Source organism: Pantoea phytobeneficialis, assembly GCF_009728735.1.
Classification (GTDB): Bacteria; Pseudomonadota; Gammaproteobacteria; order Enterobacterales; family Enterobacteriaceae; genus Pantoea; species Pantoea phytobeneficialis.
The window spans coordinates 2,474,901-2,491,086 of sequence record NZ_CP024636.1 but is presented as its reverse complement, the minus strand read 5'-3'; the positions used below and the strand labels follow the sequence as shown (position 1 = coordinate 2,491,086).

The window sequence follows — 16,186 nt, the reverse complement described above, 5'->3', positions numbered from 1 at the left end:
GTGTGGTACCGGTGGAAAAAACGTCCGGGAGCTCAGTCAGGGGGCGTGCGCGGATGTCAAAAACAGGCCCGGCAGACGTAAGGGCGAAACTGTATATGGCGGCGATCGTAGCGATCAGGTGGAATGCCCCGGCGAAGGCGCTGTACCAGAGGCTAATCGCGAAGGGCAAAGCCAGCAAGGCCGCGCTTGGAGCGGTGATGCGCAAGCTGGTTCATCAGTGCTTCGGGGTGCTGAAAACGCGGATGAAGTGGGATGAAAATTACGCAGCTACCGCTTGACGTTCAAGACGGTAGCTACAGTAAGCCTTTCTCTTCGATTTGTTCGCGCAAAAAATCCAGAAAACAGCTAATCCGTGAGGCCAGCGACTGATTGCGGTAGTACACCGCGTGAATCGGCAGCCGCAGTTCACGCGTTTCCGCTTCCAACACCTGTACCAGCCTGCCACTGACGCGGTCGCCGCGACTGACAAAATCGGATAATCGCACGATGCCCTGACCGGCCAGCGCCAGTTGACGCAGGGTTTCACCGCTCGATGCCGACAGCGTGGGTTTGACGCGCAGAAATTCGCCTTCCTGCTGCCACACCGGCCAGACATTGTGCGCCTCCAACTGGCTGAACCCCAGCAGTTGATGATCGTGCAGACTGGCTACCGTCTCCGGCATGCCGTGTTTTGCCAGATAAGCCGGGCTGGCCAGCAGGCGGATCGCGCTGCTGCCCAGTACCCGCGCGCGCAGCGAGGAATCACGTAATTCGCCGACACGAATCGCGATATCGGTTTGCTGCTCCAGCAGATCAATCACGATATCGTCGGTATTCAGTTCCAGCTGAATCTGCGGGAAACGCTGACGAAAGGCGTCCACCAGCGGCACAATCACATGCAACATAAAGGGAGCGGCCGCGTTGACGCGTAAACGCCCGGCGGGAACATCACGTCGTTGGGCGATTTGTTCCTCCGCCAGCTCAACGGAGGCGAGGATCTGGCGCGCATGTTCGAGGAAGATTTGCCCCTCTTCCGTTAACGCCAGACGACGTGTGGTACGATGCAGCAGCGTGGTTTCGAGCTTGCTCTCAAGACGACTCAGTGCACGGCTGATACCGGAACTGGTCTGTTGCAGTTGCTCAGCGGCGCTGGTAATTGACCCGGTATCCACCACCGTAACCCAGGCGCGTAGTTCTTCCAGCGTGATCTTCACACGTTACTTCCTTTCAGCGTTGCCGATAAAAAAGGGCGCCGCAGCGCCCTGATTTCTTAAACTTCGATGTCGGCTAAATCGCCTTTTTCTTGCAGCCAGTTACGGCGGTCCTCGGAACGCTTCTTCGCCAGCAACATGTCCATCACGCGCAGCGTCTGCTCCACATCGTCATCGCTGACGGTGAGCTGTACCAGACGGCGGGTGTTAGGATCAAGCGTGGTTTCGCGCAGTTGCAGCGGGTTCATCTCACCCAGACCTTTAAAGCGCTGAACGTTTGGCTTGCCTTTCTTGCGCTTCAGCTGCTCCAGCACACCTTCTTTCTCGTCTTCATCCAGTGCGTAATACACTTCTTTGCCGAGATCGATACGGTACAGCGGCGGCATCGCGACATAGACGTGGCCATTCTGGACCAGGGTGCGGAAATGCTTCACAAACAGCGCACACAGCAGGGTGGCGATGTGCAAACCATCGGAATCCGCATCCGCGAGGATACAGATCTTGCCGTAACGCAGTTGGCTGAGATCGTCGCTGTCAGGATCGATACCGATCGCCACCGAGATATCATGCACTTCCTGCGAGGCCAGCACTTCATCAGAAGACACTTCCCAGGTGTTCAGGATCTTACCTTTCAGCGGCATGATCGCCTGATATTCACGATCGCGCGCCTGCTTGGCCGATCCGCCTGCGGAGTCACCTTCGACCAGGAACAGTTCGGTTTTATTCAGATCCTGGGCGGTACAGTCTGCCAGCTTACCCGGCAGTGCCGGACCGCTGGTGAGTTTTTTACGCACCACTTTTTTCGCCGCACGCATACGACGCTGGGCGCTGGAAATCGCCAGCTCCGCCAGCTGTTCTGCGGCCTGCACGTTCTGGTTCAGCCACAGGCTGAAGGCATCTTTCACCACCGCCGACACAAAGGCCGCACACTGGCGCGAAGACAAACGTTCTTTGGTCTGCCCGGCGAATTGCGGGTCCTGCATTTTCACCGACAACACATAGGCACAGCGATCCCAGATATCTTCCGCTGAGAGTTTCACGCCGCGCGGCAGGATATTGCGAAATTCACAGAATTCACGCATCGCATCCAACAGCCCCTGACGCAGGCCGTTGACATGCGTACCGCCCTGCATGGTCGGGATCAGGTTGACGTAGCTTTCCGTCAGCAGCTCACCGCCTTCCGGCAGCCACAGCAGCGCCCAGTCAACCGCTTCCACATCACCGGCAAAGCTGCCGACAAAGGGTTTTTCCGGCAGCGTCGGCAGGCCGTTTACCGCCTCACACAGGTAGTCGGTCAGACCATCCTGATAGCACCAGCTCTGCTCGGTGTTGTTGACCTGATCTTTAAACACAATCTCCACGCCCGGGCAAAGCACTGCTTTGGCTTTCAGCAGATGGCTCAGGCGGGAAACGGAAAAGCGGGGGCTGTCGAAGAAACTTTCATCCGGCCAGAAGTGTACGCTGGTCCCGGTGTTGCGCTTCGCTACCGTACCGGTAACGTGCAAATCCTGTACTTTGTCGCCATTCTCAAACGCGATGTTGTAGATTTCGCCGTTGCGGCGCACCGTGACTTCAACACGTTTTGACAGGGCGTTAACCACCGAGATCCCCACGCCATGCAGGCCACCGGAGAACTGGTAGTTTTTGTTGGAGAATTTACCGCCCGCATGCAGTCGGCAAAGGATCAGCTCAACCGCCGGCACCCCTTCTTCCGGGTGGATATCAACCGGCATACCACGGCCGTCATCAATGACTTCCAGTGACTGGTCAGCATGCAAAATCACTTCAACCCGTTTGGCGTGGCCAGCCAGCGCTTCATCGACGCTGTTATCGATCACTTCCTGGCCCAGATGGTTTGGGCGCGTGGTGTCGGTGTACATGCCAGGACGACGACGTACAGGTTCAAGGCCGGTCAGGACCTCAATGGCATCGGCATTATAACTTGATTGGCTCATCGTAACTGTCTGATTAGCAATATGAATATTGGCACACTACGCAGTTCTCAAGGGTGGTTTAGCCCAAGAAAATCAACAATCTGCGCAAAATGGCGTTCGAATCCGATAAAAGCATGATTGCCGCCCTCTTCGACCGTCTGACGGCACGCGCTGTAATAATCCAGCGCCTGACGGTAGTCGAGCACTTCATCGCCGGTCTGTTGCAGCAGCCAGATTAGATCGGGCGCTTCCAGAGGGTCAATCTGCATTACTTTCAGATCGTAAATGTGGCGTGACTCTAACACATATTGCTGACCGGTGTAGGGATTCCGGTTCTCACCGAGATAATCCACCAGCAGTTCAAAGGGCCGAACGGCGGGATTGACCACCACCGCTGGCAGCATAAAACATTGTGATAACCAGGTGGCGAGATAACCGCCAAGCGAAGATCCGACCAGACCCAGCGTCTCACCCGAGTGCTGTAAAACCATATCTTCGAGCATCAGGGCGGCATCTGCCGGGAACGGTGGCAGTTGCGGCACAATCACCTCAACCGCCGGATGGTGTTGCTGCATCCAATGCTGTAGCTGCGTGGCTTTTGCTGAGAGCGGTGAACTGTTGAATCCGTGCAGATAAATCAGTGCCGCCATCGTTTAGTAGCCCTCAGAGTCAAGATCAGGCCGGAATTCCTCACTTTGCAAACGGTTCACTTCGGTGTGCAAAGTGCCATCCGACTTGAGCGTAAACCAACGCCATCCTGGCGCCACGGTATCTATGGTGAAGTTAGTACAATGCGGTTTGAACTGCACGCAGGTGGAAGGTGTCGCCAGCACCCGGCGGCCATGCCAGTCGAGATCCAGCTCCTGATGAATGTGACCACACACCAGATTCCGCGCGCGCGGAAAGTTCTGTAGCACCGCTTCCAGTTGGTGAGGATTGCGCAGGCTGTGTTGATCCAACCAGGTACATCCTGAGGCCAATGGATGGTGGTGCAACAACACCAACGTATGCCGTTCCGGGAATTTTGCCAGCGTTTTTTCCAGCCATTCCAGCTGATATTCGCTCAACATGCCATGCGGCACCCCAAACACCTGACTATCCAGCAGCACCAGTTGCCAGTGATCCCCCAGCAGCACATGTTTGTCTGCTGCAATCCCTGCATCGGCCAGCGTGTTGACCATCGCAGGTTGGAAATCGTGGTTGCCCGGCAACCAGACGCAGGGTTTAGGCAGGCGCGCAATGCCCGCCACGAAATGCTGATAAGCTTCGACCGAATGGTCCTGAGCAAGATCACCCGTGGCGATAATCAGGTCGTAATCGCGTTGCTGGGCCTCTATGGCATCCAGCACCGCATCAAAACTTGACCAGGTGTTCACCCCAAGCAGCGATTGGTGTTTTCCCGCGAAAAGATGGGTATCCGTGATTTGTAAAATCCTGATATCGGCCCCACTCGCCGCAGAAAGAGTTAGCAGGCTATCCAAAGCGTTTCCTTAATCTCCACGCCATTGCGCGCATTATACGCTATCAGCAAACGGGCAGTGCCACAGCACCGTGCGCCAGACAATAGCGTAACCAATCCGCAAGGAACTGGTTTATCTGATGTTTTTCATCGCGCTGATGCAGTTTTTTATTAGGGTAATCATAGCGCGCTTTAAAACGATAGATCTGCTGAGTGGAACACACTTCAGCGACCATCGCATCATGGTAGAGCCGTACCGACATCGACGGCAGACTCCAGTAACTCACCGCCGGTGCGACCTGGCGGATTTCCACCAACGTAGTGTAACGGGTGGATTCCTCGATGGTCAGCTGATAACTGGCGCCATTCACCTGATAGGTCACCGAAGCACCTGCCTCATCGCTTTTTGGCAGCAGGCGGCGTAACTGGGCGAAATTGGTTTCGCACAGGCGCATCATTTCGGGAAAGTCAGGGGTATAGCGCTGTCTCATTTTGGCTTCCACTCTTCTCTTAGTTTTTCATGGTGCAACGCCAGCCATTGCAAGGCGATGACAGACGCTGCGTTATCGATAATCCCCTCTTCCACCCAGCGATAAGCCTGTTCGCGGCTCACCACATGGACAAGAATATCCTCATTCTCTTCCTCCAGCCCGTGATTTCCCTCTGCCTGGCTGGCATCCACTTCTCCCACCAGGATCGACAGGCGTTCCGAAGTGCCGCCCGGACTGGCAAGGTAACTCACTATCGGTTTGGTGCGCCCAACCTTGAGGCCCGCTTCTTCAACGGCTTCGCGACGCGCCACCTGCTCCGTGGTTTCACCCGGTTCAATGATGCCGGCCACCATCTCCAGCAGCCAGGGCGTTGCACTGGAGTCAAGCGCCGGGATGCGGATCTGTTCGATCAGCACAACTTCATCACGCAGGGGATCATAGGGTAGCAGTACGGCAGCATGGCCGCGCTCAAAAACTTCGCGTTGCACTTCACCACTCATTTCGCCATTAAAAAGACGGTGACGGAAACGATAGCGAACAATGGAAAAAAAACCGTCGTAAAGTGTTTCGCGTGCAATAATTTCTACATCGTTTTTTGTGAAAGTCACAGGGGATTTTTTTTTATCCGCCATCTTCTGGCTCCTTATGCAGATTGGGATGGAGCGAAGAAAAGCCAACCCTTGTGCTCCGTCCGAGTGGTTCTTTCTGAATTATTTACGTAAATTAGAGGAAGAAGGCACGTTCAGCCAACTTATCTGTCGCGCCGTCTCTGCTAGAATCGGCGATTATTTTTTGGCTTACCTGCAGCGCTACCAGTGCAATTTGCTGCAACAAAAGGAATGCAAATGAAAAAACTGCTCCCACTTTTTATTGGACTGAGCCTGGGCGGTTTCAGCCTTGCCAGCCAGGCAGAGAACCTGCTGCAGGTTTATCAGCAGGCGCGTTTAAGTAACCCGACACTGCGTTCTGCTGCCGCCGATCGCGATGCAGCTTTTGAGAAAATTAATGAAGCGCGCAGCCCGTTACTGCCGCAATTAGGCCTGGGTGCAGATTATACCTATAACAATGGTTTCCGCGACAGCAGCGGCCTTCATTCCAACACGACCAGCGCATCACTGCAATTAACGCAAACGATTTTCGATATGTCGAAATGGCGTGCTCTGACGTTGCAGGAAAAAACTGCCGGTATTCAGGATGTCACTTATCAGATCGCCCAACAGGATCTGATTCTGAACACCGCTACCGCCTACTTTAATGTACTGAACGCCATTGATACCCTTTCTTATACCGAAGCGCAGAAACAGTCGATTTATCGTGAACTGGATCAGACAACACAACGCTTTAATGTCGGTCTGGTTGCTATCACCGACGTGCAGAACGCCCGCGCGCAGTACGACAGCGTTCTGGCGAGCGAAGTGACCGCCCGTAACACCCTCGATAACGCTGTCGAAGCGTTGCGCCAGATCACCGGCATGGATTACCTGTCGCTGGCGGAGCTGAATATTGACCGCTTCAAAACAAAACGTCCGGATGCCGTTAGTTCGCTGTTAAAAGAGGCTGAAAGCCGCAACCTCAGCCTGTTGTCTGCACGCCTGAGTCAGGATCTGGCGCGTGAGCAAATCCGCTCTGCGGAAACCGGCCATATGCCGACACTGGATCTGACTGCCTCGACCGGTATGTCGAACAGTAAATACGGCGGTAGCCGTGCGAATCAAAGCTCCAGCACTTCTGATTCCATCACCGGTTCTAATCAGGTGGGTCTGAGCTTCTCCCTGCCGCTGTATAGCGGTGGTTCGGTGACTTCGCAGGTGAAACAGGCGCAGTACAGTTTTGTCAGCGCCAGCGAGCAGTTGGAAAGCGCCCATCGCAGCGCCATTCAGACCGTGCGTTCCTCCTTTAACAACGTGAACGCCTCGATCAGTAGCATCGATGCCTACAAACAGGCTGTCGTGTCTTCACAAAGTTCTCTGGATGCGATGGAAGCCGGTTATCAGGTGGGTACACGTACCATTGTTGATGTGTTAGATGCCACCACGACGCTGTATAACGCGAAGCAGCAGTTAGCGGATGCGCGTTATAACTACATGATCAATCAGCTCAATATTAAATATGCGCTGGGCACGCTCAACGAGCAGGATCTGCAACTGCTGAACGGCCAGCTTGGTAAAGAGACATCCACCTCGCCGGAAACGGTAGCGCCGGAAAACTCGCAGCAGGCAGCCAGCGTAGATAATGGTCCTAAAGCGTCTTCTGCATCTGCCGCCGCTAAAGCGCGTCCGGCAGCGGCACGTAGCACCAGCAATCCTTTCAGTAACTAAGCCATTCCGGGGCCGCAAGCGGCCCCTTTCTCATTCAAACGTATAGCTACGTAAAGATCCCCTTACTGCCCGGCCTGTCGCTTCAATTTCCACCACTCATCCCCTATCCTAAGCGTCACCTTTGGGCACAGGATGAAAACAAATGAAACGGACTAAAAACATTAGACATGCCGCTTTTCGCAAAAGCTGGCAGGCGCGCCATTTGACGCCCGTTGCACTCGCGGTAACCGCAGTGTTTATGCTGGCTGGCTGCGAACAGAGCGATGAAACAGTTTCGCTGTACCAGAATGCGGATGATTGCAGCAAGGCTAATCCGAGCCAGAGCGCGCAATGTACCACTGCCTACAACAACGCATTGAAAGAAGCGGAACGCACCGCGCCAAAATATGCGACGCGTGAAGATTGTGTGGCGGAGTTTGGTGAAAACCAATGTCAGCAAACCCCGGCGCAGGCAGGCACCAATGCCGAAGCCCAACAAAGTGGCAGCTTCTGGATGCCGCTGATGGCAGGTTATATGATGGGTCGTATGATGGGTGGTGGTGCCGGATTTGCGCAGCAGCCGTTGTTCTCGCCCAAAACCCCCAATAGCCCGGCTAACGGCCAGTTTGTTGATGCGTCTGGCAAAAACTACGGTTCCGCCACCTCTGGCCGCACCATGACCGTGCCGAAAACCGCCCTGGCCCCCAAACCCGCGACGACCTCGACCATCACCCGTGGCGGCTTTGGTGAAACCGTAGCGAAGCAAAATACCATGCAGCGTAGCAGTGCCACCGGTACCAGCTCTCGCTCGCTGGGAGGCTAAGCCGCACCATGCAACGTATTGCCATTACCGAACGCCCGGACTGGCGCGCAAAAGCCACCGAGTATGGTTTTCAGTTTCATACCATGCACGGCGAGCCATACTGGTGTGAAGAAGCGTATTACCAGTTCACGCTGGCGCAAGTTGAGCAACTGGAAGACACCACCGCCGAACTGCATCAAATGTGCCTGCAAGTGGTAGAAAAAGTGGTGAACAGCGAAGCGCTGCTCACCCGCTTCTGCATTCCTAAACACACCTGGGATTTTGTGCGTGATTCGTGGAAATTACGCCAGCCGTCGCTTTATTCACGTCTCGATCTTGCCTGGGATGGCAAAGGTGATGCCAAGCTGTTGGAAAATAATGCCGACACGCCAACCTCGCTGTATGAAGCCGCTTTTTTCCAATGGATCTGGCTGGAAGATCAGCTCAATGCAGGCAACCTGCCGCAAGGTAGCGATCAGTTTAATAGCCTGCAAGAGAAGTTGATTGAGCGCTTTGCCGCGCTGCATCAACAGCATGGTTTTAACTGGCTGCACTTTGCCTGCTGTCGTGATACCGAAGAGGATCGCGCCACCGTGCAATATTTGCAGGATTGTGCGACCGAAGCCGGGCTGCCGAGTGAATTCCTCTACATCGACGAGATTGGCCTGGGTGAAAAGGGGCAGTTTACTGACGTCAATGATCAGGTGATCAGCAACCTGTTCAAGCTGTACCCGTGGGAATTTATGCTGCGCGAGATGTTCTCCACCAAACTGGCAGATGCTGGTGTGCGCTGGCTGGAACCGGCATGGAAGAGCATCATTTCCAACAAAGCGTTGCTGCCTTTGCTGTGGGAGATGTTCCCCAACCATCCTAATTTGTTGCCTGCCTATTTCGCCGATGCCGCCAATGTGCCGCAGATGGATAAATATGTGGTGAAACCGCTGTTTTCACGCGAAGGGGCCAATATCCGTATCATCGAGCACGGACAGGAAATCGCGCGAGCTGATGGGCCTTACGGTGAAGAGGGTATGATTGTGCAGCAGTTCCACCCGCTACCGAAATTTGGTGATAGCTACACGTTGATTGGTAGCTGGTTGATTGACGATCAACCCGCCGGGATCGGTATCCGCGAGGATCGCGCGCTGATCACCCAGGATCTGTCACGCTTCTATCCGCATACCTTTATTGAGTAACTTCATCGCGGCGCCATGTCTCGCGCCGCGATGCAACACGACTTTTATCCCACTTGCACCGACAACATGCTGATGGCACCCATCTCCATTCCTTCCACCGGAATAGAAACGCCTTCATCTTCGTGACGTGCGCCCAGCACATACAACAGCGGCAGATAATGATCCGGTGTTGGGTTCGATAGTTTCGCGCCTTCGTGTTGCAGGTAATTAACCAGCGGATGTGACGTAATTTCACCCTGATAATTCAGGTTATCCAGCACATATTGGTTGAAACTTTCCGCCCACGGGTAGGCTTCGGTAGCGCCTTCCCAACGCAACATACGCAGGTTATGTACCACGTTACCGCTGGCAACAATCATCACGCCACTCTCGCGCAATGCGGCCAACTTGCGGCCCAACTCAAAATGCCAGGCGGGAGGTTTAGTCCCATCGACACTCAGCTGTACCACCGGGATATCCGCCTCCGGGTACATTTTTGCCAGCACCCCCCAGGACCCGTGATCAAATCCCCATTCCTGATCGAGATGCACCATCACCGGTGACAGCAGCTCCGCGACTTCCTGTGCCAGTTCTGGTGACCCGGGGGCCGGGTAGCGCACATCAAACAGCGCCTGCGGAAAGCCACCGAAATCGTGGATGGTGCGTGGATTGCTCATCGCCGTCACCGCAGTGCCGCGGGTGTACCAATGCGCCGAAACCGCCAGGATGGCGCGTGGGCGCGGTAAAGTCGCCCCCAGTTTCTGCCAGGCTTGGGTATAGCGGTTATCTTCCAGTACGTTCATCGGGCTGCCGTGACCAAGAAACAGGGCTGGCATGCGGGTGTTGCTCATGATTAATCCTCTGACAAAAGTGCCGATTTATTAATCATTACGATACGCTGATTTACGTCAGGATTAACGCTGATAACCATGATGATCTTTATCAGAGAATTTGAATGAAAAAAAAGGCCGGATCATCGATCCAGCCTTTTTCTCAGTCCACGCAGCTTAGCTGGCGTGACGTGTTTCATGCTGACGGCGATACGCCACCAGATCTTCAATCGTCACCACAGGCATATCATGCTGTTTAGCGAACACAATCGCTTCCGGCGCATGCGCCATGCTGCCGTCATCATTGGTCAGTTCGCACAGTACGCCGGCAGGTTTGAAACCCGCCAGGGTGACCAGATCGATGGTCGCTTCAGTGTGACCACCGCGTGCCAGCACGCCGCCTTCACGGGCGCGCAGCGGGAAAACATGGCCAGGACGGTTCAGGTCACTCGGTTTCGCATTATCAGCGATAGCAGTACGGATGGTGGTGATACGGTCTTTGGCGGAAACACCGGTCGTCACACCCTGTGCTGCTTCGATGGTCACGGTAAAACCGGTGCCGAATGAGCTGGTGTTGTTGTCCACCATCATCGGAAGGTCGAGTTGCTGACGGCGTTCTTCGGTGAGGCAGAGGCACACAATCCCGCTGCCGTGGCGAATCGTCAGCGCCATCTGCTCAACGGTCATGGTTTCAGCGGCAAAGATCATGTCGCCTTCATTTTCACGATTTTCATCGTCCAGTACCATCACACCGCGACCATTACGCAGTGACTCGATAGCACGTTCTACACGCTGTTCCGGCGTGCCAAATTCAGAAAGTAGCGTCTGATTCATGGTAAAAAACCTTTATTTAAAAAATATGAGTTACCAGAATCAGGGCGAGCTTAGGAGTGCGTTTAAAACACATGGCAATAACGTGACACGGGCATAGCCCGTTTGATGTCGTTACCCTCTCCCATCCGGACTTTAACCGTCGGCCCCGGAATTACACCGGATCTGCTGACCTTTCACTTTGCAGCGAAAGCGCTCGCGGGCTTTCAGCCGAAGCTGATTTACCGCCGGTGGGGAATTTCGCCCCGCCCTGAGAATAAGCGAAGTCACTATAACGCCAATCACCTGGTCGGGCAATCAACAAAAGCGCAAATGCTTTTGCATTTCCTGCGGTGCAGATTTCAGGTTTAACCTTTTCGTTTCTGGCATTACACTTAATGCTTATTAAGACCGAATACGCGCTGTCATCGGCCCCCGTAACCAGGAAATTATCATGATCGACACGAAAAAAATTGAACAACTGGCCCGCCAGGTGCATGAAGCCATGCCGAAAGGCATTCGCGAATTTGGCGACGATGTCGAAAAGAAAATTCGTCAGGTTTTGCAGGCACAATTAACCCGTATGGACCTGGTTAACCGTGAAGAGTTTGATGTGCAGACGCAGGTGTTGCTACGCACCCGTGAGAAACTGGCCGCGCTGGAACAGCGTCTGGCCCAACTGGAAAGCCGCAGCACGCCACCAGCCGCCGATGTGGTTAAGCCAGAAGAAACAAAATGATCAATTAAAAAAACCGTAGCGGCGCGATTTATCGCGCGTCTTTGACTTTAACGCAGTCAACAATACGCGCGATAAATCGCGCCGCTACGTGACATCTGGCAGCTTAATGGCTGCGAATAGTCTTGATGATATTGGTGGTGGAGATACCATCTTCAAAGTTGAGCACCCGCACGTCGCCGCCGTTGGCCCACACTTCTTTGCTACCCGCGATATCTTCTGGCTTGTAGTCGCCACCTTTCACCAGCAGGTCTGGCAACACTTCAGCGATCAGACGCTGCGGCGTGTCTTCTTCAAATGAGACGACCCAATCTACCGCTTCCAGTGCGCCCAGGACGATCATACGGTTTTCCAAGGGGTTAACCGGACGCGTTTCGCCTTTCAAACGTTTGGTCGAAGCATCGCTGTTGACGGCCACAATCAGACGATCGCCCAGCTTGCGGGCATTGGCCAGATAAGATACGTGCCCGGCATGCAGAATGTCGAACACGCCGTTGGTCATCACCACTTTCTCACCACGCTGACGCGCCTGTGCCACCGCCGCTTTTAACTGCGCTTCGTTCATCACACCAAAGCCGCTATCCGGGCGGGCGTGAATGGCGTTTTCCAGCTCGACAGTGCTCACGGTTGAAGTACCCAATTTACCCACCACGACACCGGCCGCCGCGTTCGCAAGGAAACAGGCATCTTCGAGGCTTTCACCCGCCGCCAGAACCGCCGCCAGCACGCCAATTACCGTATCACCGGCACCGGTCACGTCGTACACTTCCTGTGCCTGAGTGGGCAGATGCAGCGGTGCTTTACCCGGCTGCAACAAGGTCATACCGTTTTCAGAACGGGTCACCAGCAACGCGGAAAGATCGTAATCCGCCACCAGCTGCATACCACGGCTGACGATCTCTTCTTCGCTTTTGCACTTACCCACCACCGCTTCAAACTCTGACAGGTTCGGCGTCAGCAGCGTCGCCCCGCGATAGCGAGCGAAATCGGTGCCTTTCGGGTCGATCAATACCGGCACTTTAGCTTCCCGCGCCAGTTGGATCATGGTCTGAACGCTGTTCAACGCCCCTTTGGCATAGTCAGACAGTACCAGCGCGCCCGCCTGTGCCAGTGACTGGCGCAGACGTTGATGGATCGGCTCAGGATCAACCTGTTCAAATCCCTCTTCAAAATCGAGACGGATCAACTGCTGATTACGCGACAGGACGCGCAGTTTGGTGATGGTTGGATGGCTTTTAACCGCCACAAAATCGCAGTCCACTTTCACCTGCTGCAACGTGTTACTCAGCACACGCGCCGCATCATCTTCACCGGTCAGGCCGATCAGGCGTGAAGCCGCCCCCAGCGCTGCAATGTTCATCGCAACGTTGGCCGCGCCGCCAGGACGCTCCTCCACGGTATCCACTTTCACCACCGGTACCGGTGCTTCAGGCGAGATACGGCTGGTGGGGCCATACCAGTAGCGGTCTAACATCACGTCACCGACAACCAGCACAGCGGCTTGGTTAAATGCGGGCAGTGTTACTTTCATTCCAGAGACTCCAGACTGCGATAAAAATAGTGCGCGGATAATAGCACAGATGGCTTAGTGTTCCGCGCTGTCAGATTCAGCCCCAGCTAACCAGCGCTGCCAGCTGGCGTTGACCGTCGTGCGCTCTGCCGCGAAGGCTTCCGGCTCCACATGGCCGGGTAACTCCTGCAACGCCAGATGATGCAATGCATCACGCAGCGTGACATAGGCATGCGTCAGCGCACGCGCTTCCTCTTCCGGCATAATGTCGTGCTGCGCCATCAGCTCAAAGATACGCACATTATCTGACCAACGGGTCAGCGCTGGCTGCCGGGCGGCGTAGCCTAAGACAAGATATTGCGCGATGAATTCAATATCGGTGATACCACCTTCATCGGTTTTAATTTCCCAGCGCCCTTTATGTTTGTTGCTGAGATGCGCGCGCATTTTTTCACGCATTTCACGTACGTCTTTCTGTAGAGTATCGGCATCACGCGGCAAGCAAAGAATGCCGCGCCGGATCTGATTAAATTGCTCGCACAACGCCGGTTCGCCAAACACAATACGTGCCCGCACCAGAGCCTGATGCTCCCAGGTCCAGGCTTCATTACGTTGATAATCATCGAAAGCAGCGAATGTGCTGACCAACATCCCGGCCGCGCCTGATGGACGCAGGCGTGCATCTACTTCATATAAAATGCCTGAAGAGGTCCGGGTGCTAAACAGATGCATCACACGTTGCGCCAGACGCAGATAAAACTGGCGCCCATCAATCGATCGTTCTCCATCGGTGACCGCATCGTCCGGGCAATCATGCAGGAAAACCAGATCGAGGTCTGAGCTATAACCCAGTTCCCAACCGCCCAGCTTGCCATAACCGACAACCGCAAAACCGCGCTCGTTGTCGTTACTCAGATGCGACGGGCGGCCATAGCGCTGCACCATCATGTTCCACGCTTGTTGTACCACTGATTCGATCATCGCTTCGGCCAGCCAGGTTAAGTGATCACTCACTTTCATAACCGGTAGCGTTTCGGCGATGTCGGCTGCGGCGATACGCAGATGCTGCGCCTGCTTAAACTGACGCAATGCTTCCAGTTGCTGCTCTTCATCGTCGGTGGGAATACGCATCAGATACTGACGCAACTCATCGCGATAGGCATCCGTCGCGGTGGGTTGATACAACGTTGCCGGATCGAGCAGTTCATCCAGCAGTAACGGATAGCGCGCTAACTGGCTGGCAACCATGGGCGAAGCGGCACACAAGCGAATCAAATGACGCAACGCACCATGATATTCCGTCAGCAGTTCGAGATAGGTACTGCGCGTCAGCACGCCGAGCAGCAGCGGTGTCAGGCGATTGAGGAGCACCGCCGCATCATTGCGCGGACACACCTCGCTGAGCAGACGCGGCATCAGTTGATCAAGCGCCTGACGACCGCGCGGCCCAATGGTACGGCGGCCCACATCCAGGCGAAAGGCGTTTAACGCCTCAAACAGCGCATGTCGCTGTGTTTCATCCAACTGCGGTACCAGCACAGCCAGCTCACTTTCTTCCAGCGAGTCCTGCCATAACACCGCGAATTCTGCCAGTTCACGCTGATCATCAATATCGGGTGTATCATCACCAATCAGTTCATCGAAGATGGCGCGGACACCGGCCATATGCCGTTCAAGCTGGTTAATGAGCGCTGTCCAATCCGCCATCCCCATGCCCCAGGCCAGACGCTGCCGATCCAGTGCATTTTCCGGCAGGGTTTGAGTCTGTTCATCATTCAGGCTTTGCAACAGGTTTTCCAGGCGACGTAAAAACAAATAGGCCTCACGCAAATGCCCCACCTGCTGTGCCGTCAGTAAACCCAGCTCACCAATGGCTGACAGCGTTGGCAGCAAGGAGCGCAGCTGAAGTGAACGCTCACGCCCACCGCGAATCAGTTGGAATACCTGAACAATAAATTCGGTTTCACGGATACCACCCGCACCCAATTTAATATTGTCTTTCAGGCCACGACGGCGCACTTCGCGCGCGATCATTCCCTTCATGTTGCGCAGCGACTGGATGACGCTGAAATCAATATAGCGGCGATAGACAAAAGGCCGCAGCATCTGCTGCAACTCCTGGCTCCAGCGCCCCTGGTCATCGCCCATCAAACGCGCTTTAACCATGGCATAGCGTTCCCAGTCACGTCCCTGTTCCTGATAGTAATCCTCCAGCGCCGCAAAACTCAGCACCAGTGGACCGCTGTCACCAAACGGACGCAGGCGCATATCCACACGATAGACAAAGCCATCCACCGTGGGTTGATCGAGTACTTTGATCAGACGCTGGCCCATACGGGTAAAGAACTGGGCATTATCGAGTTCACGCCGGCCACCGCGCGTCACGCCATTTTCTGGCCAGGCGAAAATCAGGTCGATATCTGAGGAAAAGTTGAGTTCGTTACCGCCCAGTTTGCCCATGCCGAGAATCAACATCGGCTGTGCTTCGCCAGCGGCATTGCAGGGGGTGCCGAAGTCGCGGCAGCAATCCTGCCATACCCAGTCGCGTGCGGCCGCAATCAGGGTTTCGGCCAGTACGCTCAGTTGTTGCAGGCTCTCACTGGTGCTGGCCTGTTGCAGGCACTGCATCCAGGCAATTCGCACCAGCATGTGACGGCGAAACAGGCGTAGCTCGCGCATCAGGTCGCTTTCGTTATCAATGCCCGCCAGCGTGTCATTAAGCCACGCGACGTAGTGTTGCCACTCTTCAGGCTGAGGAGGTTGTTGTTGCAACTGCTGCCACCACTTAGGGTGCTGTTGCAGGTTGTCGACAATAAAGTCACTGAATGCGAGCGCGCCTGCCTGTTCAGGGGTCAGTGCGTCTGGCGACAGACCTAATTTGTCTGCCGCACTGTTCAGTTGCGCCTGCATCAGCGCGGATAACGGTAACAACATCTCCCCTCCCTGAATTTGTTT

15 protein-coding genes and 1 riboswitch are annotated in these 16,186 nt (G+C 54.9%); of the genes, 5 read left to right on the top strand and 10 right to left on the bottom strand.

Going from position 1 to position 16,186, the window contains the following annotated elements; translation table 11 throughout:
* The coding region (locus CTZ24_RS11605; RefSeq protein WP_208723593.1) for a transposase at positions 1 to 278 on the top strand (278 nt) is incomplete at its 5' end.
* Positions 279 to 293: 15 nt separating this feature from the next.
* Here the strand turns inward: CTZ24_RS11605 and CTZ24_RS11600 are convergent.
* From CTZ24_RS11600 to nudF, 6 genes are read right to left on the bottom strand one after another with little or no spacing between them, the layout of a single operon-like run.
* The gene (locus CTZ24_RS11600; RefSeq protein WP_021183450.1) at positions 294 to 1,193 is read right to left on the bottom strand and encodes a LysR substrate-binding domain-containing protein; all 900 of its coding nucleotides are present in this window, start codon (positions 1,191 to 1,193) and stop codon (positions 294 to 296) included.
* Between the two features lie 56 nt (positions 1,194 to 1,249).
* Entirely contained in the window at positions 1,250 to 3,145 is a 1,896-nt protein-coding gene (gene parE / locus CTZ24_RS11595; protein WP_021183451.1) for a DNA topoisomerase IV subunit B, read from the bottom strand.
* 47 nt (positions 3,146 to 3,192) lie between these two features.
* The gene (gene yqiA, locus CTZ24_RS11590; protein ID WP_208723592.1) at positions 3,193 to 3,774 is read right to left on the bottom strand and encodes an esterase YqiA; all 582 of its coding nucleotides are present in this window, start codon (positions 3,772 to 3,774) and stop codon (positions 3,193 to 3,195) included.
* Between the two features lie 3 nt (positions 3,775 to 3,777).
* A complete protein-coding gene (gene cpdA / locus CTZ24_RS11585) occupies positions 3,778 to 4,605 on the bottom strand; it encodes a 3',5'-cyclic-AMP phosphodiesterase (protein WP_208723591.1) in 828 nt (275 codons plus the stop codon).
* A gap of 43 nt (positions 4,606 to 4,648) precedes the next feature.
* Complete coding sequence (locus tag CTZ24_RS11580; RefSeq protein WP_013510528.1) at positions 4,649 to 5,074, bottom strand: DUF1249 family protein; 426 nt, start codon at positions 5,072 to 5,074, stop codon at positions 4,649 to 4,651.
* Entirely contained in the window at positions 5,071 to 5,706 is a 636-nt protein-coding gene (gene nudF / locus CTZ24_RS11575) for an ADP-ribose diphosphatase (RefSeq protein ID WP_021183454.1), read from the bottom strand. Before nudF ends, CTZ24_RS11580 begins: the two co-directional genes overlap by 4 nt.
* Before the next feature lie 213 nt (positions 5,707 to 5,919).
* Here nudF and tolC point away from each other — a divergent pair, with 213 nt between their 5' ends.
* The 3 genes from tolC (at position 5,920) to CTZ24_RS11560 (ending at position 9,366) form a co-directional block, all read left to right on the top strand.
* Positions 5,920 to 7,392: an outer membrane channel protein TolC gene (tolC, locus tag CTZ24_RS11570; protein WP_021183455.1), complete on the top strand. Its 1,473-nt coding sequence runs from the start codon at positions 5,920 to 5,922 to the stop codon at positions 7,390 to 7,392.
* A 142-nt stretch (positions 7,393 to 7,534) separates the two neighbouring features.
* Complete coding sequence (locus tag CTZ24_RS11565; RefSeq protein ID WP_021183456.1) at positions 7,535 to 8,194, top strand: DUF1190 family protein; 660 nt, start codon at positions 7,535 to 7,537, stop codon at positions 8,192 to 8,194.
* 8 nt (positions 8,195 to 8,202) lie between these two features.
* Positions 8,203 to 9,366, top strand: coding sequence for a glutathionylspermidine synthase family protein (locus CTZ24_RS11560; RefSeq protein WP_021183457.1), 1,164 nt, complete (start codon positions 8,203 to 8,205; stop codon positions 9,364 to 9,366).
* Positions 9,367 to 9,410: 44 nt separating this feature from the next.
* On the opposite strand, the gene ygiD is transcribed toward CTZ24_RS11560, so the two are convergent.
* Together ygiD and ribB are read right to left on the bottom strand one after the other, a co-directional pair.
* The gene (gene ygiD / locus CTZ24_RS11555) at positions 9,411 to 10,196 is read right to left on the bottom strand and encodes a 4,5-DOPA-extradiol-dioxygenase (protein ID WP_208723590.1); all 786 of its coding nucleotides are present in this window, start codon (positions 10,194 to 10,196) and stop codon (positions 9,411 to 9,413) included.
* 156 nt (positions 10,197 to 10,352) lie between these two features.
* Positions 10,353 to 11,009, bottom strand: coding sequence for a 3,4-dihydroxy-2-butanone-4-phosphate synthase (gene ribB / locus CTZ24_RS11550; protein WP_021183459.1), 657 nt, complete (start codon positions 11,007 to 11,009; stop codon positions 10,353 to 10,355).
* Between the two features lie 109 nt (positions 11,010 to 11,118).
* Positions 11,119 to 11,268: riboswitch (FMN riboswitch) on the bottom strand.
* 171 nt (positions 11,269 to 11,439) lie between these two features.
* Between ribB and ubiK the strand changes: the two genes are divergently transcribed.
* Complete coding sequence (gene ubiK, locus CTZ24_RS11545; RefSeq protein WP_208723589.1) at positions 11,440 to 11,724, top strand: ubiquinone biosynthesis accessory factor UbiK; 285 nt, start codon at positions 11,440 to 11,442, stop codon at positions 11,722 to 11,724.
* A 103-nt stretch (positions 11,725 to 11,827) separates the two neighbouring features.
* On the opposite strand, the gene hldE is transcribed toward ubiK, so the two are convergent.
* A complete protein-coding gene (gene hldE, locus CTZ24_RS11540) occupies positions 11,828 to 13,252 on the bottom strand; it encodes a bifunctional D-glycero-beta-D-manno-heptose-7-phosphate kinase/D-glycero-beta-D-manno-heptose 1-phosphate adenylyltransferase HldE (RefSeq protein WP_021183461.1) in 1,425 nt (474 codons plus the stop codon).
* A gap of 54 nt (positions 13,253 to 13,306) precedes the next feature.
* On the bottom strand, positions 13,307 to 16,165 hold the full coding sequence (gene glnE, locus CTZ24_RS11535) for a bifunctional [glutamate--ammonia ligase]-adenylyl-L-tyrosine phosphorylase/[glutamate--ammonia-ligase] adenylyltransferase (protein ID WP_208723588.1): 2,859 nt from the start codon (positions 16,163 to 16,165) through the stop codon (positions 13,307 to 13,309).
* Positions 16,166 to 16,186: the final 21 nt, after the last annotated feature.